The organism is Streptomyces sp. NPDC036764, from assembly GCF_055609385.1.
Genome location: NZ_JBVJPT010000013.1, coordinates 120868 through 147622, shown reverse-complemented (window position 1 = coordinate 147622; position 26755 = coordinate 120868). Strand labels below are relative to the sequence as shown.

Sequence of the window (26755 nt, the reverse complement as noted above, 5' to 3'; positions counted from 1 at the left end):
ACGATCTTGAACGTCCACGGGGGGCAAGTTGAGTGCGTCAGCCGGCGCCGGGCCGATGACTTTTGCCCAGGAACGCCTGTACTTCACGCGTGAGGCGGAGGGGTACGACGCCTACCTGGTGACGGTGGCGATGCTCATCGACGGCGACCTGGACGTCGAGGCGCTGAGGTGGGCCGTCGCCCAGGTGACGGCCCGTCATGACTCGCTGCGGGCCACGTTCGTCTTCGAGGACGGTGCGCTGACACAGCGGATCCCCGACCGTACGACCGAGCCCTCGTGGACGGTCACCGACGCCGATCCGGCGGCCGAGCCGGCGGACGCGGTGCGCGAACTGGTGCAGCACCTCGGCGCGAGGCCGTTCGACCTGGTGGCGGGACCGCCGGTCCGCTGGGGACTGACCCGGATCGGGCCGGGGCGGCACGGCCTCGTTCTGATGGCCCACCACATCGTGTGCGACGGCTGGTCGCTCGGAGTGATCTTCCGCGACCTCGAGGCCGCCTACGCGGCTCGTCTGGCCGACCGAGGCGAGCCCTTCGCCGACGAGGCGCCCAGCCCACTCGTCGGGGCCGCGCGCGAGCGGGAACGCTGGGCGGACGGCGATGCCTCGTCGGCCGAACTGGACTTCTGGCGCGGTTACTTGGGGGGAATGACTCCCTTGGAGCTGCCCACCGACCTTCCCCGCCCGGCGATTCCCAGTGGTGCCGGCGGGTCCCTGCTGGTGCCACTCGACGAGGAGCTGCTCACCCGGCTCCGCGAGACGGCACAGCGGGCCGGGGCCACCGTCTTCATGGCCCTCGCCGCGATCTACGCGACCGTCCTCGGCCGGTACGCCCGCCAGGACGACGTCGTGATCAGCAGCCCGGTCGCCGGCCGCAATTCCGAAGAGGAACAGGCCCTCGTCGGATGCCTGGTCAACATGGTCCCGCTGCGTCTGGACGTCTCCGGCCGTCCAAGCTTCACCCAACTGCTTCGCCGGACGCGAGGCGCCGTGCTCCCGGCCATGGCCCGGCAGGACGTGCCCGTCGACGTACTGGTCAGGGAACTCTCCCTGCGGGGGGCGGCCGGACGGTCGCCGCTGATGCAGTGCTCGCTGGCCGTGCAGAACTTCGATGCGGGACTGCCCCAGCTCGCCGGAGTGACGGTCACCGATGTCGAGTTGCACAGCGACCGGGCGAAGTGGGACCTGGCCCTGACCGTCGATCTCTCGGGTGTGCATCCCTCCCTGAGACTCGAATACGACGCCGACATCCTGACCGCGAGCAGTGCCGAGACCCTGGTCCGCCACCTTCGTTCGGCGCTGCGACACGCGGTGCAGTCGCCCGACGAGCCGTTACGGCTGGTGGACGCCGAGGAGGCCGAGTACCTCACAGCCGGGGTGAACCCGCCGCCGGCTCCGGCCGAGTCCGAGACCGTGCTCACCCGGTTCCTGCGGGCCCGCACAGCCCGCCCCGACCACCCGGCGCTGACCGACGGGGCGACCGCACTGACCTACGCGGAACTCGACCGCCACGCCGACCGCGTGTGCGGGGAGCTGCGCAGCGCCGGAGTGGGACGGGGCTCGCGGGTGGGTGTCTGCGGACAGCGCACCCCGTGGACCGTGGTCGCGATGCTCGCCGCTTGGAAGGCGGGTGCGACCTACGTCCCCCTCGACCCCGTCGGCCCGAGCGAACGCCTGCGCACCATCACGCAGCGAGCGGGGATCGACCTGGTCATGACCGACCGGGCCAGTCGACCGGTGCTCCAGGAGTGGCTGCCCGCCGTGGACTGCCTCGTCGTCGACGCGCAGGAGTCCGCCGCATCCCCCACATCCCCCGCTGCCCCCACGTCCGCTGCATCCCCTGCGGAACTTGACGACGCCTCACCCCTGGCGGAGAGCGACCCGGAACAGACGGCGTACGTCATCTTCACCTCCGGCTCGACCGGGGAGCCCAAGGGCGTGGAGGTGCCGCACTCCTGCCTCGCCCAGCTCTTCGCCGACCGGCCCGCCGGGCTGGAGACGGACCGGACGGACGTGTGGCTGTGTACGCACTCGTTCGCGTTCGACTTCTCGGTCTGGGAGATCTGGGGCCCACTGACCACCGGCGGCACCTGCGTCATCGCGAGCAACGACCAGGTACGCGACCCCGCGGCGCTCGCCGCCCTGGTCGCCGCACGCGGGGTGACGGTCCTCAGCCAGACTCCCGGGGCGCTCTACCGTCTGGCCCCGGCACTGACCGCGACGGCCCGGACCGACGACCTGTCGCTGCGGTACATCGCCCTCGGCGGCGAGGCTCTCGACTGGGACCGGCTGTCCGCGCTGCTCGGTGACGGCGGTCTCGACGCCACCGTCGTGAACATGTACGGGATCACCGAGGGGACCGTCCACATCACCGCACGGCCGGCCCATTCCACCGAACTCGGCTCGGTACGGCCGAACTCGATCGGTGTTCCGCTGCCGCAGGCCCGATGCTATGTGCTGGACGGAGACGGCGAGCTCGCCGGACTCGATGTGCCCGGCGAGCTGTACATCGGCGGCGGACACGTCGCCCGCGGCTACCTCAACGACGCCGCGCAGACCGCGGAACGCTTCACGACCGACCCGTTCCACGTCGGCGGAACGATGTACCGCACGGGCGACGTCGCCCGCTGGCGCACGGGCGGCGAGCTGGAGTATCTGGGACGCATCGACGACCAGGTGAAGGTGCGGGGCTACCGTGTCGAACCGGCAGAGGTCGAACGGGCGGTGCTGCGGCTGCCCGGGCGCCGCGTGACGGCCTGCGCCGTCCTCGCTCACGACGACACCTTGATCGCTTTCGTGGCCCTCAACGGACCGCTTCCGGAGAGCGAACTGCGCGAGCACCTGCGCTCGGCGCTGCCGTCCTACCTCCGCCCCAGCCGCTTCGTCGGGGTCGACGGCATTCCCCTGACACCGAACGGCAAGGTGGACCGCGGCCGGCTGCTCGGCCTGCTGTCCCTTGACGAGCCCGAAGCCGAGGCGTCCACCCTCACCGAACCGCCGGAATCCGAACCCGTACCCGCTGCGGGCGGCTCTGGGGGGCGAGACCTGGCCGACCTCACCAGGACCGTGCTCGACATATGGCAGGCGGTGCTCGACCAGTCAGGCATCGGCCTGGACGACAACTTCTTCGACGTCGGCGGGCACAGCTTCGCGCTGCTGAGAGTGCACGAGGCACTGGGCAGGGCCGGTCTGGAGATCAGCGTCACCGATCTCTTCCACCACACCACCGTCCGGGCCTGCGCCCGGTTCCTGCACGACAAGTACGGCACTTCACCGGCCCACGGGACACAGCCGGTGCCGTCGGACCGCCCCTCCGGTAACCGGCGCCCCGACGACGGACGTATCGCCGTGGTCGGCATGGCGGCCCGACTGCCCGGAACCGGCGAGGACCTCGACGCCTTCTGGCAGTTGGTGCTGGCGGGTGAGCATGCCGCCGCCCGCTTCGGCGAGGAAGAGCTGCTGGCCGCAGGCGTGCCGAGAAGCGCCCTTGACACCGCGGGCTACGTCCCGGTGCGAGCCGTGCTCGACGACATCCCGGGATTCGACCGGAAGCTGTTCGGCTACTCGCCGTTGGAGGCATCGCTGCTCGACCCGCAGCAGCGAATCCTGCTGGAATGCGCCTGGCGCGCGCTGGAGGACGCCGGATACGCCCCGGCAGGGCCCGAGGACAACCGCACCGGTGTCTTCACCGGCACCGGGGGCAACGCCTACCTCCAGGAGGTGCTCGCCGACGCGAAACTCGCGCAGAGCGCGGGCCCGCTTCAGGTGGTCATCGCCACGGACAAGGACTTCGCCTCCACCCGCATCTCCTACAAGCTCAACCTCCAGGGTCCGAGCCTCACGGTCCAGACCGCTTGCTCGACCTCCCTGGTCGCCACGCACATGGCCGTCCAGAGCCTGCTGTCCTTCGAAAGCGACCTCGCCCTCGCGGGCGGCTGCTCGGTGGCCCCGCCCTCCCGGCACGGATATGTCCACGAGCCCGGCGGGATCTACTCCCCGGACGGTCTGTGCCGGCCGTTCGACGAGCACGCGCAGGGCACCATCCCCGGCGACGGGGCGGGTGTGGTCGTACTGAAGCGGCTTGCGGACGCGCTCGCCGACGGGGACGTCATCCACGGCGTGATCCTCGGGTCCGCCGTCAACAACGACGGCTCCCGCAAGGTCGGTTACACCGCGCCCGGTCCGTCCGCGCAGGCCGGCGTCATCCGCGCCGCCCTCGACAGGGCGGGCGTGCCGGCGGAGTCGATCGGACTGGTGGAGGCGCACGGCACCGCGACCAGGCTCGGCGACCCGGTCGAGGCCTCGGCGCTGCGCGACGTCTTCCGCACCGAGGCACGCGACGCCGAACGCTCTCCGCTGTACGTGAGCGCCGTGAAGTCGAACCTCGGTCATCTCGATGCCGCGGCCGGAGTGGTCGGCCTGATCAAGGCCGTCCTCGCCGTACGCCACGGCACGGTGCCCCCGATCGCGAACTTCACCCGCCCCGCCGGACGGCTCGCCGCCGAGGAAAGCGCCCTGTGCTTCCCCGCCGCGGCTCTGCCGTGGCCGCAGGGGCAGACGCTCCGGCGCGCGGGGATCAGCTCTTTCGGCATCGGCGGGACCAACGCCCATGTCATCGTGGAGGAACCGCCCGCCGCGCCCGCCACGGTGCCGGCGACCGCCGAGCCCCAGCTCCTGACCGTCTCGGCCGCCGACGAGGCAGCGCTGAGCAGCGCCGTCCACCGGCTGGCCGACCACCTGGAGGCGAACCCGGGCCTCTCCCTGGCCGACGTGGCGCACACCCTCCGGGTCGGCCGCGCCCGGCTCCCCTGGCGCGCGGCGGTCGTCGCCCCGGACACCGTCCGGGCACCGTCCCTGCTGCGCCGATCCGAGCTCGGCCGGATTCGTGTCCCGGCCGGATCGGGCGCCGTGCTGATGTTCCCCGGACAGGGCACGCAGCGCCCCGGGATGGGGCGCGACCGCTACGACGCCGACCCGGTCTACCGCGCCTGCGTCGACGAGGGCCTGGAGGCCGTCGACCCCGCTCTCCGCCAGGAGGTGGCCGATGCGCTGCTCACCGATTCGGCCTCAGCGCAGCACATCGCTCCGGACGGTTCGTCGAGCACGTTGCTCGCACAGCCGTGCCTCTTCCTGCACCAGGTCGCCACGGCCCGGAGCCTGATCGTTCGGGGACTTGAGCCTCGGGCGCTCATCGGGCACAGCGTGGGCGAGCTGTCCGCCGCCTGCGTCGGCGGGGTCCTCACCCTCGCGGACGGGATGACCGCGGTGACCGGGCGGGCACGGCTGATGCAGGGCGCGCCGCCGGGCGCGATGGCGGCTGTCGTCGCGCCGGCCGAGGAGGTGGCTGCGATGCTCCCGGACGGTCTGGTCATCGCGGCCTACAACGGGCCGCATTCAGTGGTCGTCGCCGGCGACCCGGAGTCCGTGGCCGCCTTCGTGGAGCGCTGCAGGGGCGTCGGGGTGGCCACCGTGCCGCTGCGGACCTCGCACGCGTTCCACTCGCCGAGCATGGACGCGGCAGCGACCGAGTTCGCCGAAGTCATGGCGCAAGTCGGCCTGCGCGCGCCGCGGATACCGCTGTTCTCGGGTGCGACGGGGCGCCGGCTCGGCGACGGTGACGCCGTCGACCCGCGCTCCTGGGCCTCGCAGATCCGGCTGCCCGTGCGCTTCTCCGAGGCAGTGCGCGCCGCATCGGAGGAGTTCTCACCCGCCGTCTGGTTCGAGACGGGGCCGGGCGCCACGCTCCAGGGCCTGGTGAGCGACATCCTGCGGGATCAAAAGCCGCTGCTCGGCGGATTCGACCGGCCACGAAGCGGCGGGTCACTCGCCTCGGGGCTGGAAGCCGTCGGGGAGCTGTGGCGCTGGGGACTCGGCGACCTGTGGCGGGACGAGAGCGAGAGCGTGCGGCGCGTGTCGCTGCCGACGTACGCCTTCACCCGGGAGCGGTGCTGGATCGGGCCGGAGGTTCCCCGGCCCGCCCCGGCCGATACGGCCGCGTCCCGGCAGATCGAGATCGACGAACCGAACGACGTGACGGAAAAGGAAGGGAAGGCGGCCGTGAGCGAGGTGACGACGGACACCGACTCGGTGCTGAGCGCCCTGTGGTGCGAGGTCCTGGGCGTCGATGCGGTGAGCGACGAGGACGACTTCTTCGACCAGGGCGGGCACTCCCTCGCCGCGCTGCGGCTGAGCGCCCGTATCCGCGACGCGCTGGGCCTGGAGGTCAGCCTGGACTCGTTCTTCGACGAGTCCACCTTCGGCGGGCTGTCCCGGGTCGTCCGGGAAGGGCTGGGAGCGACGGCACCGACCGCACCCCCTCGCGCAGCGGCTCCGACCGCACCCCCTCGCGCAGCGGCTCCGACTGCACAGCCCCGCGCGTCGACTCCCACCGCACCGGTCGCGGTCGGGCCGGCGCCGGTCACCGAAGGGCCCCGTACCGCGGCGCCGGCCGGCGAACTCTCCACCAGCGTCTACTTCTTCTCCTCCGCACACGGCGACCTCGGATCCGACTACGACCTGATCGTGGCCGCCGCCCGGGAGGCGGACGCCCTCGGCTACGAGGCGATCTGGACGCCGGAACGGCACTTCCACGAGTTCGGGGCGCAATACCCCAACCCGGTGGTGCTGAGCGCGGCACTGGCGACGGCGACCGAGCGGATCCACATCCGGGCGGGCAGCGTCATCCCGGCGCTGCACAACCCCCTGCGCCTGGTCGAGGACTGGCGGGTCGTCGACCGGCTCTCGGGCGGCCGCATCGGGGTGTCGTTCGCCCCCGGTTTCCATCCCAGCGACTATGTGCTGGCCCCCGACCGGTTCGCGGGCCGCCGCGACACGTTCGAGGCCGACGTCCGCCGGATCCGCGAGCTCTGGGCCGATGGCGTCGTGCCGGACGCCGTCGACGGCACCGGCGGCCGGGTCCAGGTGTCGCTGTATCCGAGGCCCGTCCAGCCGGAACTGCCGACCTGGCTGACCGCGACCTCGAACGACGAGAGCTTCCGCCGGGCCGGAGCGCTGGGCGCCAACCTGCTCACCGCTCTGCTGGAGCTGAAGGTCGACGAGCTCGCCGACAAGGTCCGGATCTATCGCAAGGCCCGTGAGGAGGCCGGGTACGACCCCGACACCGGTCGCGTCACGCTGATGGTCCACTGCTACGTCGGCGAGTCCGAGGAGATGGTGGAGGAGGTCTGCCACGACCCCTTCCTGCGCTACCTGCGCAGTCACACCCAGCTCCTCGGCACCCTCACCGCTGCCCTGCCGGAGGAGCAGATCGACCTGGACCGGGCCGGCCCGAGGGACGTCGACGCCATTCTGCGGCGCGCCTACCGCAAGTTCCGCGGCGAGCGTGCCCTGCTCGGCGATCCGGTAACGGTGCGGCAGCGGTGCGAGCTCCTGCGGGAGGCAGGGGTGAACGAGATCGGTGCCCTGGTCGACTTCGGCCTGACACAGCGCCAGGTGGTCGGCAGCCTGCGGCGGCTGGCCCGACTGCGGGACGAGATGGCGGCCGGCACCGGAACCGCCACCCGATGAGCGGGGTGTTCCGCAGGTTCCTGACCGCCACCGCCGTCTCGGACACCGCCAACGGCGTCTTTGCCGTGGCAGCGACGATCACGGTGGCCGCGGCGGCGCACTCGGCTCTGGCGGTGGCCGCGGTCACGGTCGCGGCGACCCTGCCGTGGCTGATCGCGGCCGTGCCGGCCGGTGTCCTGGTGGACCGGATCGGCGCGGTCCGCGCCGTTACCCTCGCCAACCTCGGACGCAGCGCCGCGATGGTCGCCCTGGCCGGGCTGATCTGGGCCGACGTGGCACTCGCGGTCACCGTGCCGGTGCTGGTCTTCGTGGTGTCCTGCCTGCAGACCGTGGTCGACACCGCGGCGGAGGTCGTGACGGCGAACGCGGTCGACGACTCGCGCCGCACCCGGGCGAACGGACTGCTGGCCGTGTCGACCCGGCTGTTCTACCAGTTCCTGGGCCCTGCCCTGGCGGGTGTGCTGGTGGACGTCGACCATGTGCTGCCCAGCGTGCTGTCGGGTCTGGCATGCCTGGCCGCCGCGCTGGTCGCCGCCCAACTGCCGCGCACCGAGACCAAAGCGCGCCCGGAGGAAGCCTCTACCGGTTTCTGGGACGGGACACGGCTCGTCTTCTCGCAGCCGATCCTCGCGACCATCGTCGCCGTGGGCGGCCTGACGACGATCGCCAACAGCATCTTCTTCACCCTTCTCGTGGTGTACGCGATCGCGCCAGGCCCGCTCGGACTGTCCGCGTCGCAGTACGGCTTCCTCGTCGGGGCCATTGGAGTGGGCGCGGCCGCAGGCGCTCTGATCACCCATCGAGTGGAGGCGTGGCTGGGCCGGAGTATGACCCTCACCCTCACCCGGGTGGGCTGGGCCCTGGTCTTCGCGGGACCCCTGTTCGCCCAGGGCGTCCTGCTGACGGCCGTCATGGCGGTCGGCAGCGCGCTCGGCGGAATGTGGTCGGTGGAGTCGATGTCGGTTCGGCAACTCACCGTGAGCCGGGCGGATCTGGGCCGCGTCAGCGGTGCCTCGCGCATGCTGACCTACGGGATGACGCCGGTCGGTTCGGCGATCGGCGGCACCGTCGCGCTCGCAGTCGATGCCCAGGTCCTGTTCGCCGTGTCCACCGTCCTGACCCTGCTGACCATCATCCCGATCCGGGCCTACCTGTCCGATCGGTCGATCGAGGCGGCGACGCGCCGCGTCGATCCCGAGACCGAGAAGGTACCGGCGTCCGAGAGCGAGGGGGAGAACGCCCAGTGACCAGCGACGCACCGCGTCCCATGCCTGCCGCCGAGACACCACGCCCCATACCCACCGCCGAGGCACCGCGTCCCGCACCGACCGCCGACGCACCGCGCCCCAAGCCCACCGCCGAGGCCCTGGCCCCGCCGACCGAGACCTGGGAGCCGCTGCTCGACGAGGCGCTGCGCCACACGTCCCGGCTGCCCAGCACCTGGGCGGACGCCACCTTCGGTGAGCTGGGCGGCTCCTCGCTCCAGGCGTACCACCTGGTGGCGCTCGGCGAGCGGCGGCTCGGCCGGGCACTGGACCTGAAGCGGCTGCTGGGCCATACCCCGCTGCGCGAGGTCCTCGCCGACACGCGGCCGTCGGCCGACCGCCCGGTGGCGTCACCCCCGCCCGGTGACCGGCCCCTGCTGCCCGGTCAGGCGCCGATGCTGACGGCTCACCTCGCCGGCCGTGACACGGCGTACCGGCTGATGTTCTCCGTCGTCGCCCCGGACCTCGACCGCGATCGGGTCGCCGCGGCCCTGCAGACGCTCGCCGCACGGCACGAGTCCCTGCGGACACGATTCACCACCGACGGCGACGCGTTCGCGCGGCGGGTCCTTCCGCAGTGGCGGGTCCCGCTGCGCCAACTGGAACTCACGCCCGACGCCGAGCGCCCCGCCGAGCGCATGGAGGCACTGGTCGGCCCCACGGCGGGGAGGTTCCTGCGGCCCTTCGAACAGCCGCCCTGGAGTGCCTTCCTCGGCCGCTCCCCCGGCGACGACGTCCTCACCCTGGTGTTCCACCACGCGATCGTCGACGGATGGAGCATCGGCACCGTCTTGCGCGAGTTCGCGGAGCTCTACGGCAAGGGCGGCACCGACCACCCGGGCACCGCCGTACCGGACACCTCACTGTCCCGGTACCGCGCCAGGGCCGACTCGGGCCGACTCTCCGAGGACCTCGGCAGGGTGGCGGAGCGGCTGGCGGGAGCGCCGACCGAGCTACGGCTGCCCGGGGCGCCCGCGGGAGCGGAGGGGCTGTTCCATCCGGATGGCAGCCGGCTGTGCTTCGGTCTGCCTCCCGGCGTGCGGGACGCGGTCGAGAGCGTGGCGCGGCGGGCCGGTGTGCGCCGCCCGGTCGTCCTGCTCGCCGCCTGGGCCCTGGTGCTGGGGCGACGTGCGGGTGTCGACGACCTCGTCCTGGGGATGCCGACGAGCGGGCGTTTTCGCGCGGACCAGTTCGACACCGTAGGTCTGCTGACCCGGGTGGCACCCCTCCGGCTCCGGCTGGAGCCGCAGCTCACGGTGGAGAGCTATCTCCGCCTGACGGCCGCTGACTACGACGCGGCGATAAGGGACTCGGAGGCCCCCTCCGAGGACATCGTGCGCCACCTCGGCGCGCAGCCGGTCCGCGGCTCCAACGCGCTGACCCAGTTCGCCTTCGCAGCGCACGACGAGCTCGTCCCGGCCGGCCTGGATCTGGCCGGAACGCCGGCCGAAGTGGTCGAAGGCCACTGCGGCGGCTCGGTGTTCGACGCGATCCTCTATCTGCGGCGCTGGGGAAGCGAACCGGCCTTCGCCCTGGAGTACTCGTTCTCCCAGGTCGGCCCGCAGACCGCCACCGCGCTGGCCGGTGCGCTGCTCGCGACGCTGCTCGAGTTCGAGCGGACCCCGACCGCACCGCTCCGCGGGCTCGCCGGACTGTCGGCCGTCGAACGAGCCCGGATCCGCGAACTTGCCCAATACACCCACGACGCGACGGACAGCACCGAAGGTCTTTGGGAGCGCTTCGCGGCGACGGCCCACAGGCACCCCGACGCCGTCGCCGTCACCTCCGACGGCCACACACTGACCTACCGTCAACTCGAACAGGCCGCCGAGCGCTACGCGTCCGTCCTGCACCAAGCCGGTGTCCGAGCCGGGGACCGAGTGATCATCCAGGTCGACCGCTCGGCCGCCGAGGTCGTCGCGGTGCTGGCGATCCTGCGGACGGGTGCCTGCTATGTCCCCGTGCCGCAGGACGCGGTCGGCGCCTGGCGCGCCGAGGTGCTCCGCGCCACCGGGGCAGCGGTGGCCGTGGCCTCTGCGGACCTGCGTCCCCACTGGCCCGAAGACGTACGGCTGGTGCCGCCGTGGTCCCCCGACGCGGCGCCCTTCGAGGAAGCCGCGGCGACGGTGGAACCGCACCCGCGCGCAGCACACAGCACGGCCTACGTCTCCTTCACCTCCGGGACCACGGGTACGCCCAAGGGAGTCGAGATACCCGACCGCGCGGTGATCCGCCTGGCAGCGGACCCCGGACTGCTGCGCCCGGCCGACGACGAGGACCCCGGTCGCCGGCGCTCGATGCTCCGGATGGCACCCCTGGCCTTCGACGCCTCGACCCTGGAGCTCTTCCACCCGCTGCTCAACGGGGACCGGATCGCGGTCCTGCCCGCGGGCCCCGCCTCCCCCCAGGCGATCCGCACCTTCCTCCGGGAGGAAGCGGTCACCCACGCCTGGCTGACCTCGGGAATCTTCCGCCTGGTCGCCCAGTACGATCCCGCCTCGCTCGGCTCGCTGCGGCAGTTGCTGACCGGTGGGGACGTGGTCGCACCGGACCATGTCCGCACCGTCCTCGAGGCCTGTCCCGGGCTGTGGGTCACCAACGGGTACGGCCCGAGCGAGAACACCACGTTCACGACCGTCCACCATGTGACCTCGCCGGACGAGGTCGGCGACAGCGTTCCGATCGGACGTCCGATCGCCGGCACCGGGGTTCTCGTGCTCGACCGGGCGGGCCGGCCGGTCCCGCCCGGGACCGACGGCGAGCTGTACGCCACCGGTCTGGGCCTGGCCGACGGTTATGCCCGGGACGCGGAGCGGACCGCCGCGGCCTTCGTCACCGCGCCCTGGCTCGACGGTGAACGTGCCTACGCCACCGGAGACATCGTCTGCTGGAACGACGCCGGAGAGCTGCTGTTCCGCGGCCGCCGGGACCGGCAGATCAAGGTCCGCGGACACCGGGTCGAGCTCGCCGCGATCGAGTCGCACATCAGGTCCTGGCCGGGTGTCGTCGACGCGGATGTCAGCGCCGTCGGCGACGACCACACCGACCGCGCCGTCCTCGCCTCCGTGGTGGGCCCGGAGCTGTCCGCCCTGCGACGGCTCATCCCCTCGCTGGCGGACGCACTCCCCTCGTACGCGCTGCCCGGCCTGTGGTGCCTCTTGCCGTCCCTGCCCGTGAACCGCAACGGCAAGGTGGACACCGACGCGTTGGCGGCCCGGGCACTGCCGACCGAACGCTTCCTGGCCGAGGCCCCCGCGCCGGCCGGCCTGTCGGCACCCCCATCTCCAGCCCCCGCGGCACGCCCCTCCCCCACGGCTGCCGAGGACGACTTCGTCGAGCAGGTCGCCGACGTGTGGCAGGACCTGCTGGGCGGCGACGACTTCCACTACGACGAGGCGTTCTTCGACGCGGGCGGCGACTCCCTGCAACTGACCGAGATGCGTAACGCGCTGCGCAAGCGGTTCCCGGGAGTCCGGATCACCTCGGTCGACATCTACCGGGCCCCGACGGTCAACAAGCTGGCGGCGCACATCAGGAAGGGCATGCACGGTGCGTGAAGCGGAAACCGACCCGATCGCGGTCATCGGCGTCTACGCCCGGACCCCGGGCGTGGGCGACGACCTCGACGCCTTCTGGCGCATGGTCGCCGAGGGCCGCGAGGTGACGACGACCGTGCCCTACGCCCCGTCGGCCACCGGCGGCCGGTCCGACCACGTCGCCCGGCGGGGAGTTCTCGCGGACATCGACCAGTTCGACGCCGAGGCCTTCGGGATACTGCCGCGGGAGGCCGAGCTGACCGACCCTCAGCACCGACTGCTGCTGGAAGCCGCGTGGACGCTGCTGGAGCGGGCCGGGCACGGCAGTGGTGGTGAGCGGGTCGGTGTCTTCGCCGGCGCGGGGATGAACCACTACCTGCTGCGCCACATCCTCGCCGACCCCTCGATCGAGCAGGCGGAGGGACTGCTGCCGCTCGTCCTGTCGAACGACAGGGACCATCTCGCCGCCAAGGTCGCCTACCGGCTCGGCCTGACCGGCCCTGCGATGACCGTACAGACCGCCTGCTCGACCTCCCTGGCCGCCGTGCACCTGGGTGTTCGGGCGTTGCGTGGCCGGGACGCCGACCTGGTGCTGGCCGGTGGGGTGAGCGTCGAGCTGCCGCAGGACGAGAGTTACGCGGTCACCTCCGGCAGCGTGCTCTCGCCCAGCGGCCGCTGCCGCCCGTTCCAGACCGGCCGGGACGGCTCCGTGCCGGGCAACGGCCTCGGCCTGGTCGCCCTGCGGCGGCTCGACGACGCGCTCGCCGACCACGACACCGTCCTGGCCGTGATCCGTGGCTCGGCAGTGAACAACGACGGCGGCGACAAGGCCGGGTACACCGCCCCCGGGTTCGCGGGTCAGGTCGACGTGTTGCACATGGCCTACCGGGACGCCGGGATCGACCCCGCGACGGTGGGCTACCTGGAGGGACACGGCACCGGCACCGAGGTCGGCGACGACATCGAACTCGCCGCGCTGGCCGAGGTGTTCACCCGCGGCCGGGCGGACGAGCCGCTGTCGCTCGGCTCGGTCAAGGCCAACATCGGCAACCCTGGTGCGGCCGCCGGCGTGATCGGTCTGGTCAAGACGGTCCTGGCTCTTCACCACGGTGTCCTGCCGCCGCTGGTGGGTGCCGGGGACGACGGTGCCGCTGACGATCTCCCTGACGGCTTCGTGCTCGACGCCGCGGCCCGGCCGTGGGCCGCCTCGCCCGGGGTGCCGAGGAGGGCGGGGGTCAGTTCGTACGGCATGGGCGGAACCAACAGCCATGTGGTGGTCGAGGAATACGGGCCCTCCCGGCCGGCCCCCGACGAGGACCTGGCGGCTGCCGTGCTCCCGCTGTCGGCGAGGTCTCCGGAGGTGGCCCTGCGTTACCGGGACGCTGTGGCGGAGCACCTGTCGGCCCGCCCCGGATGGCGAGTGGGCGATGTCGCCCGCACCTTCACCTCGGGTCGGCGCGGCTTCCCGGTGCGCCTGGGCGCCGTGATCACCCCGGACGGCCTGGTCCGCGAGTCCTTCCAGGACGCCCCCCGCCGGACACCGCGCAAGGCACCCCCGATCGTGTGGGCCTTCGGCGGACAACAGGCCCCGCGCGGCATGCTGGCGGGCCTGTACACCCGTTATGCCGTGGTACGCGAGCGGGTGGAGGAGATCCTCGCCCCGCTGGAGGCGGACGGTGCGAGGATCCGCGCCGTCCTGCTCGACGAGTCGGACAGTACGGCTCCGCCGGGCGAACTCACCCGGGTCTGCCTGTACGTCGCTCAGGTGGCCGTCGCCGAGCTCCTGACGTTCCTGGGCCTCGCGCCCGTCGCCGTACTGGGCCAGGGCACCGGGGAGTTCGCCGCGGCCTGCCTCGCCGGGGAGTTCTCGCCGCTTCAGGGGGCCGAACTGCTGACGAAGTCCCTCGCGGATGCAGCAGACAGTGCCGCCCTCAAGCCGCCTTCGCTGCCCGTCGTCTCCGCGTGCACCGGTCGGACGGTGGACCCGCGGACCGGTCGTGATGCCCGCTTCTGGGCCGCGCAGCCCGAGCAGCCGACACGCTTCCCCGATGCCGCGCGCACGCTCATCGACCTGGTTCCGGGCGCACTCGTCGTCGAGGTGGGGCCCGGGCGGCCGCTGAGCGATCTGCTACGCCCGTATGTCCGGGACGACGGCCTGTACGAAGCGGTGCCGGTGCTGCCCGGCACCGGCGTGGTGCCATTCCTCACCCAGCTCGGCAAGCTGTGGTCGGCGGGAGCCGGGGTTGATCTGGCACGGGCGAACGGGGCCGACGGCTACCGCCGGGTGCCCCTGCCCACCTACCCGTTCGACCGGCGGCGGTACTGGATCGACGCACCCGGCTCCGATCCCGTCGGTGCGTCCCCTGCGCAGGGTGAGCCCGACGCCCCCGCACCGCCCACGGACGAGGGCGGGACGCTGTCGATGGTGCTGCGCGCCTGGGAGGAGACGCTCGGTTTCACCGACATCGAGCCCGACGCCGACCTGTACATGCTCGGCGGGGACTCCTTCACGCTGGTCCGGCTGGCCGTACGGCTTTCGCGGGCCTGCGGCATGGAGATCAAGGCGACCGATCTGTTCGGCGTCGATCTGACACCCCGCGCCATGGCCGAGCTGATCGACGGGATGACCACCAGCACACAGGGGGAACCGAGTTGACCGTGCCGCGGCAAGAGGTGACCGAGGAACAGCGCGTGGCGGTCAGGGCCCCTGACCGGGCCTCGGCGGCCCTGGCGGCCGCTGTCGTGGCGGCAGGGGTCTGCCACACCGGGCACGTCACCGTCCGGATAGGGCAGGAAACAACTACTCCCCCGGGCGTGAGCGTTGCGCTGGCGGACGGCGAGCGCGAGGCGGTCACCCGGCTCGCCGAGGTGATCGAGGAGGGGTGCGGGCGTGGCCCGGTCCGCCTTCAAGTGGACTGTGACGGCTGCCGGGACGGCCGCGGAGACCACCGGCCTTGCCTGCTCGAACTGCCGGAAGGCGGCGAGGACGGGCTGCAGACGTTGACGCACGCATGCGGTGAGACCTTCACCCGGTGGGCGCCCGAGCGCACCGCGACCGTTCTGGCGCGACTCGAAGCGCTGCCCGACGCCGGTCTCGGCCGTCTGCTGGTCGCCGGCGAGCAGGAGCGCCGGATGCTGCTGTCGCTCGGCGGAGCACGTGTGCCCCGTCCGCCGACACCGTTGCACGAGCTCATCGCCCGGACCGCCGAGCTCCACCCCGCGCGGGTGGCGGTCACCGCCGGGGACGACTCGCTCACCTACGCCGAACTCCTCGCCCGCGCAGGTGCGTTCGCGGACCTGCTGAAGGCGCAGGGCGTCCGCCGAGGCGACGTGGTCGGGGTGAGCGGTCGGCGCTCGGTGGAACTTCCCGGCGTGCTGCTGGGCATCCTGCTGGCCGGCGGGGCGTATCTGCCGCTGAGCCCCGAGGCCCCGCCCGCCCGGCTCCGGACCATGATCGACACCGCCGGTGCGCGGATCGTCGTATGCGCCGAGGACACCGCGGAGACGGTACGGCGGGCCGCACCCGACGTGACCCTGCTGGACCTCTCCGGCATTCGGCGGTCGGGACCGCCCACCGCCGAGCCTGCACCCGTTGCCGTGGCCGGGCTCCCAACCCGGTCCGAGGATCCGGCGTACGTCCTGTTCACGTCCGGCTCGACCGGGCGCCCGAAGGGGGTCGTCGTTCCGCACGGCGCCATCGTCAACCGCCTGTTGTGGATGCAGGACCACTTCCGGCTCGACGGCTCGGACATCGTCCTTCAGAAGACACCGTTCGACTTCGACGTGTCCGTGTGGGAGTTCTTCTGGCCGCTGCTGGCCGGGGCCCGCCTCGCGCTGGCCCCGCCACTGGCGCACCTGGATCCCGAGGAGATGGCGGAGACCGTGATCCGGGAGGAGGCCACGATCGCCCACTTCGTACCCTGCGTACTGGAGCAGTTCCTGCAAGAACCCCGGGCCGCGGAATGCACGCGGCTGCGCCGGGTGGTGTGCAGCGGTGAGGTGCTCCCACCCGCGCTGGCGAACCGGGCGGCTTCGACGCTGGGCGCCACCGTGCACAACCTCTACGGCCCCACCGAGGCGGCGGTGGACGTCACCGTCTGGGACTGCCGCGCACCCGAGCCGGGCCCCGCGGTGCCGATCGGGCGGCCCATCGACAACGTCAGCGCCTATGTGCTCACGCCGAACGCGGAACTCGCGCCCTTCGGAGCCGTCGGCGAACTCCATCTGGCCGGGGTGTGCCTCGCCTCGGGATACGCCAATGCCCCGGACCTCACCAGGGAGCGGTTCGTGCCCGACCCCTTCGACGGGACCGGCGCGAGGATGTACCGCACGGGCGACCTCGTCCGATGGTCCCCCTCATCACCGGCCGGCGACGGCGGCGCGGTCCTCGACTACCGAGGGCGTATGGACCAGCAGATCAAGATCCACGGTGTGCGCATCGAGGCGGCGGAGGTCGAGCACGTTCTGGACCAGCACCCGAAGGTCCGCGCCAGCGCGGTGCTGAAGGTCGAAACGCCAGGCGGGGACAGGCTGGTCGCCTTCCTCGTCGCCGACCCCGAGAACCCGCCCGTCCGGGCGGAACTGCGCCGCCACGCCCTGGCACATCTCACCCCGGCTATGGTCCCGACCCGGTTCACGGTCGTCGACCGGTTCCCGACGACCGGCAGCGGCAAGATCGACCGCGTGAGGTTGCGTGAGATCGGTCAGCAGGACGGTGCCGAGCCACGACAGGAGGCGCTCCCGGCATGAGTTCCGTTCTCTTCCCGCTCGGCCCCGATCGCGGGCCGCAGGAGCCGCCCGCCGGGCTACCGCTCGTGGCGGTGCCGCACGCGGGCGGCACTGCCCACGCATTCCGCCGGTGGACGACACCAGCCCGGACCCGTGGGTTCTCGTTGTTCGGCGTGCGCACGGCGATGCCCTCCGCAGGATCCCCGGCACCGACCGTCAGGGATCGGGCCCGCACGCTGGCCGGCGCCCTGGCCGGTCTCGGTGAGCCCTACGTCCTGGTGGGCCACAGCCTCGGCGGCCTCATCGCCGCCGAAGCGGTCCTGGACCTGGAGCAGCACCATCCGCAGGCAGTCCCGGCGCTGCTCGTCGTCTGCGCGACCCACCCGCCCCACCTGCGCCGGGAGACGCCCGTGCCGAACGGCACCGAGGAAGAAGCCCTGGACTTCCTGCGCACGGCGGGCGGTACCCCGGCGGAAGTGCTCGAAGACCCCGCCGTACGGGAGTTGGCCGTCGCGATGCTCCTGAGCGACCTCGCGTCGCTGCGCGGCTTCGAGTGGGGCGGCCGCCGTATCACCACCCCCACCGCCGTGTACGCGGGCCGGACCGACCGGCTCGCCCCACCCGAGACCCTCGCCCGATGGCCGGATGCGGCCGAGTCGGCGGCAACCCAGGTCTTCGACAGCGGTCACTTCTTCCCGCACGAGCGGACGGCCGAGGTGCTGGACGCGATCCGGCTCGATCTCGACAGCCACACGTCCCAGGTCACCGACCGCGCCCCCCACGCCCTTCGCCCCTGAGTTCTGGAGCTCTGGTATGTCCCGCATAGAGACGCCGCTGTCCTTCGGCCAGCAGCGCATCTGGTTCGTCGAGCAGGTCGCGCCGGGCAACGTCGCCTACATCAACACCGATGTGCGCATTCTGCGCGGCGCGCTCGTGGTCGACGCGCTCGACGCCGCCATGCGCACGGTCGTCGACCGGCACGACGCCCTGCGCACCAGGATCACCCCCGCGACCGGCGGCCAGGAGCCCATGCAGTGGGTCGAGCCGCAGGCCGGGCAGCCGCTGGAAGTCGTGGACATGTCCGCGCGGGACCTGTCCGCCGACAGCCTGCGGCAGGACATCGAGGCCTTTGTACGGGAGGCCGCCGAGCAGCCGTTCGACCTGGGTTCCGCGGCACCGATGCGCACCTACCTGCTGCGCTGGAACCCCACGCTGCACGCGCTGATCATCATCGGACACCACATCGCGCTCGACGGCTGGTCCCTGGCCAACGTCATCGAGGAGGTCGCCCTCTTCTACAACCGCGAGGTCGGCGCGACCGACCAGAAGCCCCGGGAAGTGACGGTCCAGTACCCCGAGTTCGCCGCCTGGCAACGCGATCAGCTCGACGAGGACCGGATCCGGGAGGAGGTCGAGTTCTGGCGGGGCTACCTGGAGGGAGTCCCCGCGCAGACCGAACTGCCCTGGGACCGCCCGCGTCCGGAGCGTCGGGACATGACCGGCGCCATGCTCAACCTCATGCTGCCGGACGAAGTCCACGACGCGGCCCGCCGGCTCGCGTCGACGGGCCGCTGCACCCTGTACATGGTGCTCGCGGCGGCGCTCTCGGTGGTGCTCACCAGGTACTCCGACCAGCGGGACGTCGTGCTGGGCACGCCGGTCGCCGGACGCACGAGGACGGAGTTCGAATCCACCGTCGGACTCTTCCTCAACCTCATCTCGGTGCGGGTCTCGGTCGATGACGACGCCTCCTTCCTGGATCTGCTGAAGTCCACCCGCAGCTCCAGCCTGAAGGCGCTGCAACACCAGGAACTCCCCTTCGACCAGGTCCTCCAGGGCCTGTCGGTACCGCGGCAGGGCAATGTCTCGCCGATCTTCCAGGTCTCGCTGTCCGTCGCCAACCTGCCCGACGTGCCGTTCGAGCTGGCGGGTCTGGAGCCGGCCGAGCACCTCTGGGTCGAGCTGAGCGGCGCCCGGTACGACCTGACGACCACCTTCGTACCCGAGGGCGGCGGTCTGCGGCTGCGGCTCCAGTACGACACGGCCCGCTTCGACGAGAGCACCATGCTCACCCTGATCTCCCATCTCGGCCAGGTGCTGCGACAGGCGGCCGCGACGCCGTCGCTGCGGGTGGCGGACCTCGATCTCGCCTCCGAGGAGGAGGCGAACCGGGTGCGGGGCTTCTCCGGGCTCGGCACCGTCGAGTCCGCCGCACGGCCCGTCCCTGACGTCCTCGCGCGGTTCGGCCAGGCGGTGGAGACCTGGCCCGACCGGATCGCCGCCCGCTCCGGCGGCGATGACCTGACGTTCCGCCAACTGTCACAGGAGGCCGATCAGTTCGCCGACGCGCTGGCCGCCGAGGGCATCTGCCGTGGCGACGTGGTCGCTGTCCGTCTGCCACGCAACCTCGACTTCCTGGCCACCGTCCTCGGCGTGTGGAAACTGGGTGCGGTCTTCCTCCCCCTCGATGCCGCGCACCCGCCTCAGCGGGTCGAGTTCATGCTCGACAACGCCGGTGCCCGGCTCGTGGTGAGCGACGAGGACACGGAGGTGGGTGCGAGTGTCCGTACAGTGAGCCCGGCCGCTCTACGGGGTCGTACCGCCGAGCCGGCCGCCCGCCCGCAGGCCGACGCGGAGATGACCGCGTACATCATGTACACCTCGGGTTCGACGGGTGACCCGAAGGGCGTGGCCGTCGCCCGTTCGGCGCTCTCCACCTTCTGCGCGTCCGCGGTCGACCTCCTCGGGATCACTCACGACGACGTCTCGCTCGCTCTGACCACCACCTCGTTCGACATCTCCCTGCTGGAGTACCTGGTCCCGCTGCTCGCCGGCGCCTCGGTCCACCTGCTCCCCGAGGGTGCGATCAGTCCCGCGGCGGTCGGGCGGGCGCTGGCAGCGACACCGCCGGTGACGTACGTCGGTGGCACGCCCACCGTGTGGAAGTCCCTGCGTGAGGCGGGAGTCGAGGTCGCGGACGGCACCAAGCTGATGCTCGGTGGCGAGCCGCTGCCCGGCGAGTTCGCCGCCTACCTCGACGGGCGGGGACTCGAGTACTGGAACTTCTACGGTCCGACCGAGGCCACCGTCTACTGCACCGTCCAGAAGTTCGGCGGAGCCGGGAAGGTACCTGCCGATCGGGTGGAGACGACATCTTGCGTCGGCGCCCCGTTCGGCCTGAACCGCGCCTACGTCCTGGACGCGTCCTACCGTCCCTGCCCGGTCAACGTACCCGGCGAGATCTTCCTGGCCGGTCCCCAAGTGGCTCAAGGCTATGTCGGACAGCCGGAGCTGACCGCCAGTCGTTTCCCGCTCGACCGGATCGCGGCGGACGGGTACCGCCGGTACCGCACCGGGGACGCCGGGCGCTGGGACGCCCAGGGACGGCTGCGGTTCCTGGGGCGGCTCGACACCCAGGTCAAGGTGCGCGGCTTCCGGGTCGAGCTGGAGGAGATTGAGAAACGGCTGACGGAGTGCCCCGGCGTCACCCACGCCGTCGTCGGCGTCGACCCGGAGACCGCGGACCGGCTGATCGCCGGCATCATCCCCGAGGGCGACACCATGCCCGACGCGGGCGAACTGCGCGAGCAGCTCTCCCGGACACTGCCGGAGTACATGATCCCGTCCCTCTTCGTCAGGCTGGACACCCTGCCGATGTCGGCCGCCGGCAAGCTCGACCGCCGGATCCTCGCCGACACCACCAGGCCGGCGCCCGCGCCGGACCTCGACGGCGGCTCGCCCCACGAGCAGTTCATCCGCGGGGTGTTCCGCGACCTGCTGGGCCGCGACGACATCGGGCGCGACTCCAACTTCTTCGAGCTGGGCGGTCATTCACTGCTCGCGGTGCAGATGGTGCTGCGCATGACGGACATGTTCGGGGTCAGTCTGGAGACCGCCGAGGTCTTCCGCTTCCCGACTCCGCGGACCTTCGCCGAGCGGCTCGGGCGCCCGGACTTCGTTCCGCAGCCCTCCGTTCCGTTGCGGACCGTGGGCGGCGAACCGACGGTGGTCTGCCTCCCTCCGCTCAGCGGTACGGCGTGGAGCTTCGTCCAGTTGCTTCCGTATCTGCCCAAGCACATGCCGGTGCACGGTGTCCTGTCCCCGATCCTCGAGGCGGACGGGCGATCCGCCGATCCGGCCGCCGTACTGGACGAGTTCGTCTCGGCCGTGGAGGACATCGATGTGCTCGGGCCGATCGTGCTGGTCGGCTGGTCCATCGGCGCGGCGCTGGCTCCGAGCGTCGCGGCGGAGCTCCAGGACCGTGGATATGAGGTCGCCCACGTGGTGATGTTCGACGCTGCCGACGTGGACCTCGACGGGCCCGCCGCCCAGGTGCCCTGCGGGCTCACGCACTTCCTGGCCTCGGACCGTGCGTCGGACCTCGACGGGCCGTACTGGGAGGGCCTGTTCGCGGGCGAGACGGAGACCGTCGCGACGACCGCCCCGCACCTTCGCATGCTGGACCCGGACCAACTGGCTGAGACCGGCCCCCTTCTGAGGGACCGGCTCATGGACTTCGGCGGCTAGAACCCCCCTACGTACGGAAGACGTCATGACTGAAGACCTGAACGACAACCCGGACGACTTGACCCTGCGCGAACGGGTCGCCGCCGTCGCAGCCGTGGCCCGCGCCCACGCCACCGACGTCGACGCCGCGGGCCGCTTCCCCTCCGAGGCCGTCGCCGCGCTCAAACGGCACCGGTTGCTCGCCCCCGAACCCCACCCGGGCCAGGGCCTGTGGACCGCCCCGCAGATCGTCGCGGTGACCCACGCGCTCGGCCAGGCATGCGCCTCCACCGCCATGATCTGGGCGATGCACCAGGGACAGATCCAGGCGGTCGCACGCCAGCCGAAGACCAGCACGGCCGTGCAGGAGTTCCTCGACTCCGCGTGGGAGACCCAGCCGCTGGTGGCGAGCCTGATGTCGGAGACCGGGGCGGCGAGCCCTCGGGAGAGCCGAGCCCACTGCCGTGAGCAGCCGGACGGCAACGGCGACGACGCCATCGTCATCGACAAGAACGTCTCCGTCTCCTCCTACCTCCAACAGGCCGACGCCGGTCTGCTGGTGGCCCGGCGCTCGGCCGACGACCCCGTCACCGAGCAGGCCGTGGTACTGGTGCACCGCGACGAACTGGTCATCTCCCAATGGCGCGAATGGCAGGCGCTCGGCATGCGCGGGACGGGCAGCGGCGGCGGCCGGGTCCGGGCCCGCACATATCGTGACCGGATCCTGGAGGAGTCGTTCAGCGAGGCCTCGGCCCGCGTCATCATGCCGCTGTCGAACCTGGGCTGGGCCGCGTGCTGGCTGGGCATCGCCGAATCCGCGTTCGCCGTCGCGCAGGACGCCTTCCGGCGGCAGCAGAGCAGGGCGGCGCCCGACGTTCTCACCGCCAAAACGATGCGGCTCGGACGGGCGTCGGACACCATCGACGAACTCACGGAGCAGATCCGGTCGATCGCCGGCCAGTACGAGGAGCTGCAGGGCATCGCGAGCGACGCCATGGTGCGCCGTTCGAACGCGCTGCGCCTGACGGCCGCCGCCCTGGCGAACGAGAGCGTGCTCGACTCGTTCCAAATCATCGGGGTGGATGCCTACCGGGAGCCCTCGGCGAGCAAATGGAGCCTGAGCCGCCAGATACGCGATGTGCTCTCGGCCCGGGTCATGATCAGTGAGGACCGGATCCGTCTCGGCAGCGGCGGACTCGCCCAACTCCCGCGCAGGAGCAGCCTCCAGGACGCGATCGGCTGATACAGCGGGAGGGGGACGGCTCGATGGGGTGCGCTGCCGGGCAGAACGGCCGGTGGCCCAGTGGACGACAGGTGTACCGATGGGCGGCGGAGGTTTGGCGTGGATGCGGTGACATCGCGGTACGACGGTGAGGTCCTGGAGGAGGCGGAGCGGACCGTCGACCCCTGGGAGGGTGTGGACGAGGCGGCACTCGCGCGGGCCGTGCGGGCCCAGGCGGAGCGGCCGGTGTCCGGCATCGGCGACATGGCGTCGTACCTCGCGCGCCAGGTGTCCGACACCTCCCACCGCGAGGTCATGGGCCCGCTCCTCGACGGGCAGGGGGCCTCGGGGGTCGTCGTGCGGCGCGGCACCGTCCTCGCCTCCTGGGGCGATCCGACCCGGGCCGAGATGGCGTTCAGCGCCACGAAGAGCGTGCTGTCGCTGGTGGCGGGCGTCGCCTTCGACGACGGGGTGTTGCGCCTGGACGAGCCCGTGTCGGAGTCGGTGGACCTGCCCGAGTTCGGCACGGCCCACGGGCGTGCGATCACCTGGCGCCACCTGCTGGACCAGACCAGCCAGTGGGAGGGGGAACTGTGGTCCAAGCCGACGTGGGTGGACGCGCAGAGCACCCGTGAGGGCACGGAGTCGGCCGGCGGACCGCCCGGTGCCGGCTGGGCCTACAACGACGTCCGTGTGAACCTGACCGCGCTGGCGCTCACGGTCCTGTTCGGCCGTGCCCTGCCGGACGTGCTGCGCGAGCGGGTCATGACGCTGATCGGCGCCTCCGCCAACTGGTCCTGGCACGGCTACGAGAACTCGGTGGTCGAGAGCGGCGGCACCAAGACGCAGGTCGTCTCCGGAGGCGCGCACTGGGGCGGCGGCCTGTGGATCAGCGCCCTGGACCTGGCCCGCGTCGGCCGGCTGTGTCTGCGCGGCGGGACATGGGGCGGGCGTCAGGTCCTGTCGCGTCGCTGGATCGAGGAGCTGTGGACGCCCTGCCGGGTCAAGCCCGAGTACGGTCTGTCGTGGTGGCTCAACGACGGGGGCACGGTATGGCCCCGCGCCCCGCGCACGGGCCGCTGCGCCCGCGGCAACGGCGGCAACCACCTGCTGTGGGTGGACCCGGCACGCGACCTGGTGATCGCCTCACGCTGGGGCGCCGACGTGCAGCGGCTCCTGACCGAGGTGTCATCGGCGGTCCCGCCTCATGAATGACAGGCATGAGGCGGTTTCCGAGTCGTCTTGCGCGGCCTGACACGCCGATCGACCGACCCGCACGACAGACCTCACCGCGTGGGCGGCCTTCACTTCCCTGGACGGGCAGGGCGGATGAGCTCTTCGGTGTGCTCGGTCAGGACAGGATCTCGATGTACCCATCGGTTCCGTGTACGCGAATCCGCTGCCCGTCCCGGATCAGCCTGGTGGCCTGCTCCACGCCCACGACGGCGGGCAAGCCGTACTCTCGGGCGATCACCGCGCCATGGGTCATCAGGCCGCCGACCTCCGTCACCAGGCCCGCGATTCCGACGAACAGCGGCGACCAACTGGGGTCCGTGAAGGCCGTGACCAGGATGTCGCCCGCCTCGAGATCGGCCTCCGCCATGTCAAGGATGACGCGGGCCCGCCCCTCGACGGTCCCGGCGGAAACCGGCAGGCCGATCAGGGCACCGGCCGGCACGTCGTCGCGCCGGTACGCCCCGGTGACGGCCTCACCGTCCGACGTGAGCACCCGTGGCGGTGTGAGCGCGTGGTACGACCGGAACGCCTCCTTGCGCTGCTGGATGAGCCCGTCGTGCACCTGGTTCGAGCGCACGACATCACGAAACTCGTCGAACGTGAGATAGAAGACGTCTTCCTTGTCAGCAAGAACGTCGGCCTGCACGAGCCGCTCGGCCTCCTCGAGCAGAGCCTGCTTGTAGACGAAGTAGCGGCTGATGATGCCGTACTTCGGATACTCCCTGTACCCGATGAAGGTGCGGACCCGGTCGATCATCCGCTTGGTCTCGTCGGCTTTCCGGTCCCCGTCCGGCAGGGCACGCAGGCGTGACAGCACGTCCTGTTCCTTCTGCTGCGCCCTGTGTCGCCCTTGCTCGAAGCGCCGCTCGGCTGCGCCCGGTTCGAAGTTCCTGACGTTGTCGAGGATCACGGGCACGAGCGTGGTGGGGCGCTCGCGCCAGCGTGGCCTGGTGATGTCGATCTCGCCGACGCAGCGCATGCCGTACCGGTCGAGATAGGCCTCGATGGCGTCGCGCGCTTCGGTCCCGCCGGAGAGCTTCGCCAACTCGTCCAGAAAGCCATCCCCCTGGGCGCCCTCGGCCTGGACTCCCTGTAGGAACGCCACCACCTCCGGATGTCGGCGGATCACGTCCGCGACGTCGAGGAGCTCAAGTCCCATCTCCGACGTGACGTTGTCGGGGGCGGACAGTGTGAGCGTGTCAGCCGCGTTCTTCTCGCCCAGCCACTCCTGCAGCTTGTCGTTGAGCCACCACGTGGCCTCCATCCCCGCCATGATCGCCTGCATGCTCAGCGGATCGCTGAGGACTCTCTTGTGCTCCTCGAAGGCCTCCAGCAGGAAGTCGAACAGCGCCGGTCCGGTCTTCTTCCGGATGTCGCGCTCCAGGGCGGCGATGGACACCTGGCTGCGCTCGATCAGTTCGGTGACGACGGCCGGATCGGTCTCGATCGGGGCGGGCGGGCCGCCGACCGGCGGCCCGCCAGGGCCCGCGTCCGGGAGAGACGGGACGAAATCGTCTCGTTCGAGGACGGTCTCCAGGGCGTCCTTGGTCAGCGGATCGCCTCTCCCGATGACATCCAGGAGGCCGGCGCGGCTCGTGGGCGAGGCCAGCCGCCGGGTGACATCGACGAACAGCCTCCCGCCGGCTTCGTGCATCGGCACCATGGCGGTCAGTTGCCACATGGAGAGCCCCAGGGGCTTCATGGGGTCGGTCATCATCTGCCCATGGCCGACGGAGACGTAGACGTGATTCTCCTGATCGCCGCCGTCGGGGATGGGGAAGAGCGTCGTGATCGGCCGACTCTGAACGATCCGGAAGCCATCGTCGACCAAGCACCACTCGATGTCCTGCGGGCAGCCGAAGTGCGCTTCGATCCGCCGCCCGAGCTGTACGAGCCGCACGACCTGAGCATCCGTCAGCGCCGGCTGCTCCTGCCGCTGCGAGTCGATCGCCACTTCCTGCGTACCGCCGGCCGGCAAGGCGTGCACGGCACGCTGTTTGGCGGCGATCGTCTTGGCGACGACTTCGCCGTGTCGCACCTTGAAGACGTCCGGATTCACCAGGCCTGAGACCAGGGCCTCGCCGAGCCCGAAGCCGGCATCCACGGTGGCGACCTTCCGGTTGCCCGTGACGGGGTCGGCCGTGAACAGGATGCCGGCCGCCTGCGGGAAGACCATCTGCTGTACGACCACGGCCATGTGGACCGTACGGTGGTCGATGCCATTGCGCTGGCGGTATGTGACGGCCCGCTCGGTGAACAGCGATGCCCAGCACCGGCTGACGTGCTGGAGGATCGCCGTCGGTCCAACGATGTTCAGGTACGTGTCCTGCTGGCCGGCGAAGGATGCCGTCGGCAGGTCCTCCGCCGTCCCGCTCGATCGGACGGCATAGGCGGCTTGCTCGCCGAGTTGGACGAGCGCGCGGGTGATCGCCGCCGCGAGATCGCCCGGGATGGCGATCCCTTCGATGGCCCGGCGAATCTGCGCGCTGAGCGTGCGGATCGCCTCCCGGTCGTCCGGGTCCAAGCGCGACAACTGGTCGAGTTGATCGTCGATCGACGGCGCTTCCGCCATGATCCGCCGGAAGGCGTCCGTCGTCACGCAGAAGCCACCCGGCACGCGGATGCCCTCGATCCGCGACAGCCCGCCCAGGTGCGCGCCCTTGCCGCCGACGATCGCGACCTGCGTCTCGTCGACCTCCTGAAGATCCAGCACGTACCGCTCAATCATTGCGTCCTA

General features: G+C 71.6%; 10 protein-coding genes. 9 read left to right on the top strand and 1 reads right to left on the bottom strand.

From position 1 onward, the window contains the following. Positions 1–55 precede the first annotated feature (55 nt). The 9 genes from ACZ69Q_RS35025 to ACZ69Q_RS34985 all read left to right on the top strand — a co-directional run bounded on the left by ACZ69Q_RS35025 (position 56) and on the right by ACZ69Q_RS34985 (position 23997). A complete protein-coding gene (locus ACZ69Q_RS35025) occupies positions 56–7525 on the top strand; it encodes a hybrid non-ribosomal peptide synthetase/type I polyketide synthase (RefSeq protein ID WP_471049973.1) in 7470 nt (2489 codons plus the stop codon). Then, positions 7522–8772 carry an MFS transporter gene (locus ACZ69Q_RS35020; RefSeq protein ID WP_471049970.1) on the top strand — a complete coding sequence of 417 codons (1251 nt, stop codon included), beginning with the start codon at positions 7522–7524 and terminating at the stop codon, positions 8770–8772. Before ACZ69Q_RS35025 ends, ACZ69Q_RS35020 begins: the two co-directional genes overlap by 4 nt. Continuing rightward, on the top strand, positions 8769–12347 hold the full coding sequence (locus ACZ69Q_RS35015; protein ID WP_471049968.1) for a non-ribosomal peptide synthetase: 3579 nt from the start codon (positions 8769–8771) through the stop codon (positions 12345–12347). The genes ACZ69Q_RS35020 and ACZ69Q_RS35015 overlap by 4 nt, the downstream gene beginning before the upstream one ends. Continuing rightward, complete coding sequence (locus ACZ69Q_RS35010; protein WP_471049967.1) at positions 12340–14982, top strand: beta-ketoacyl synthase N-terminal-like domain-containing protein; 2643 nt, start codon at positions 12340–12342, stop codon at positions 14980–14982. The genes ACZ69Q_RS35015 and ACZ69Q_RS35010 overlap by 8 nt, the downstream gene beginning before the upstream one ends. 158 nt (positions 14983–15140) lie before the next feature. Beyond that, positions 15141–17075, top strand: coding sequence for an amino acid adenylation domain-containing protein (locus tag ACZ69Q_RS35005; protein ID WP_471049964.1), 1935 nt, complete (start codon positions 15141–15143; stop codon positions 17073–17075). Continuing rightward, complete coding sequence (locus ACZ69Q_RS35000; RefSeq protein WP_471049961.1) at positions 17072–17851, top strand: thioesterase II family protein; 780 nt, start codon at positions 17072–17074, stop codon at positions 17849–17851. Before ACZ69Q_RS35005 ends, ACZ69Q_RS35000 begins: the two co-directional genes overlap by 4 nt. 16 nt (positions 17852–17867) lie before the next feature. Further along, the gene (locus ACZ69Q_RS34995; RefSeq protein ID WP_471049958.1) at positions 17868–21581 is read left to right on the top strand and encodes a non-ribosomal peptide synthetase; all 3714 of its coding nucleotides are present in this window, start codon (positions 17868–17870) and stop codon (positions 21579–21581) included. Between the two features lie 25 nt (positions 21582–21606). Next, positions 21607–22803, top strand: a complete 1197-nt coding sequence (locus ACZ69Q_RS34990) for a hypothetical protein (RefSeq protein WP_471049955.1) — start codon at positions 21607–21609, stop codon at positions 22801–22803. A 99-nt stretch (positions 22804–22902) separates the two neighbouring features. Continuing rightward, positions 22903–23997 (top strand): serine hydrolase domain-containing protein, encoded by a 1095-nt coding sequence (locus ACZ69Q_RS34985; protein ID WP_471049953.1) that lies wholly within the window; start codon positions 22903–22905, stop codon positions 23995–23997. A gap of 136 nt (positions 23998–24133) precedes the next feature. Here the strand turns inward: ACZ69Q_RS34985 and rph are convergent, their stop codons facing one another. After that, on the bottom strand, positions 24134–26746 hold the full coding sequence (gene rph / locus ACZ69Q_RS34980; protein ID WP_471049951.1) for a rifamycin-inactivating phosphotransferase: 2613 nt from the start codon (positions 26744–26746) through the stop codon (positions 24134–24136). Between the last annotated feature and the right edge of the window lie 9 nt (positions 26747–26755).

Excerpts from the sequence above, each read along its gene's own strand:
- ACZ69Q_RS35025 (WP_471049973.1), top strand. The coding sequence starts at position 56 with ATGACTTTTGCCCAGGAACGCCTGTACTTCACGCGTGAGGCGGAGGGG.
- ACZ69Q_RS34990 (WP_471049955.1), top strand. The coding sequence starts at position 21,607 with ATGACTGAAGACCTGAACGACAACCCGGACGACTTGACCCTGCGCGAA.
- ACZ69Q_RS35020 (WP_471049970.1), top strand. The coding sequence starts at position 7,522 with ATGAGCGGGGTGTTCCGCAGGTTCCTGACCGCCACCGCCGTCTCGGAC.
- rph (WP_471049951.1), bottom strand. The coding sequence starts at position 26,746 with ATGATTGAGCGGTACGTGCTGGATCTTCAGGAGGTCGACGAGACGCAG.
- ACZ69Q_RS35000 (WP_471049961.1), top strand. The coding sequence starts at position 17,072 with ATGAGTTCCGTTCTCTTCCCGCTCGGCCCCGATCGCGGGCCGCAGGAG.
- ACZ69Q_RS34995 (WP_471049958.1), top strand. The coding sequence starts at position 17,868 with ATGTCCCGCATAGAGACGCCGCTGTCCTTCGGCCAGCAGCGCATCTGG.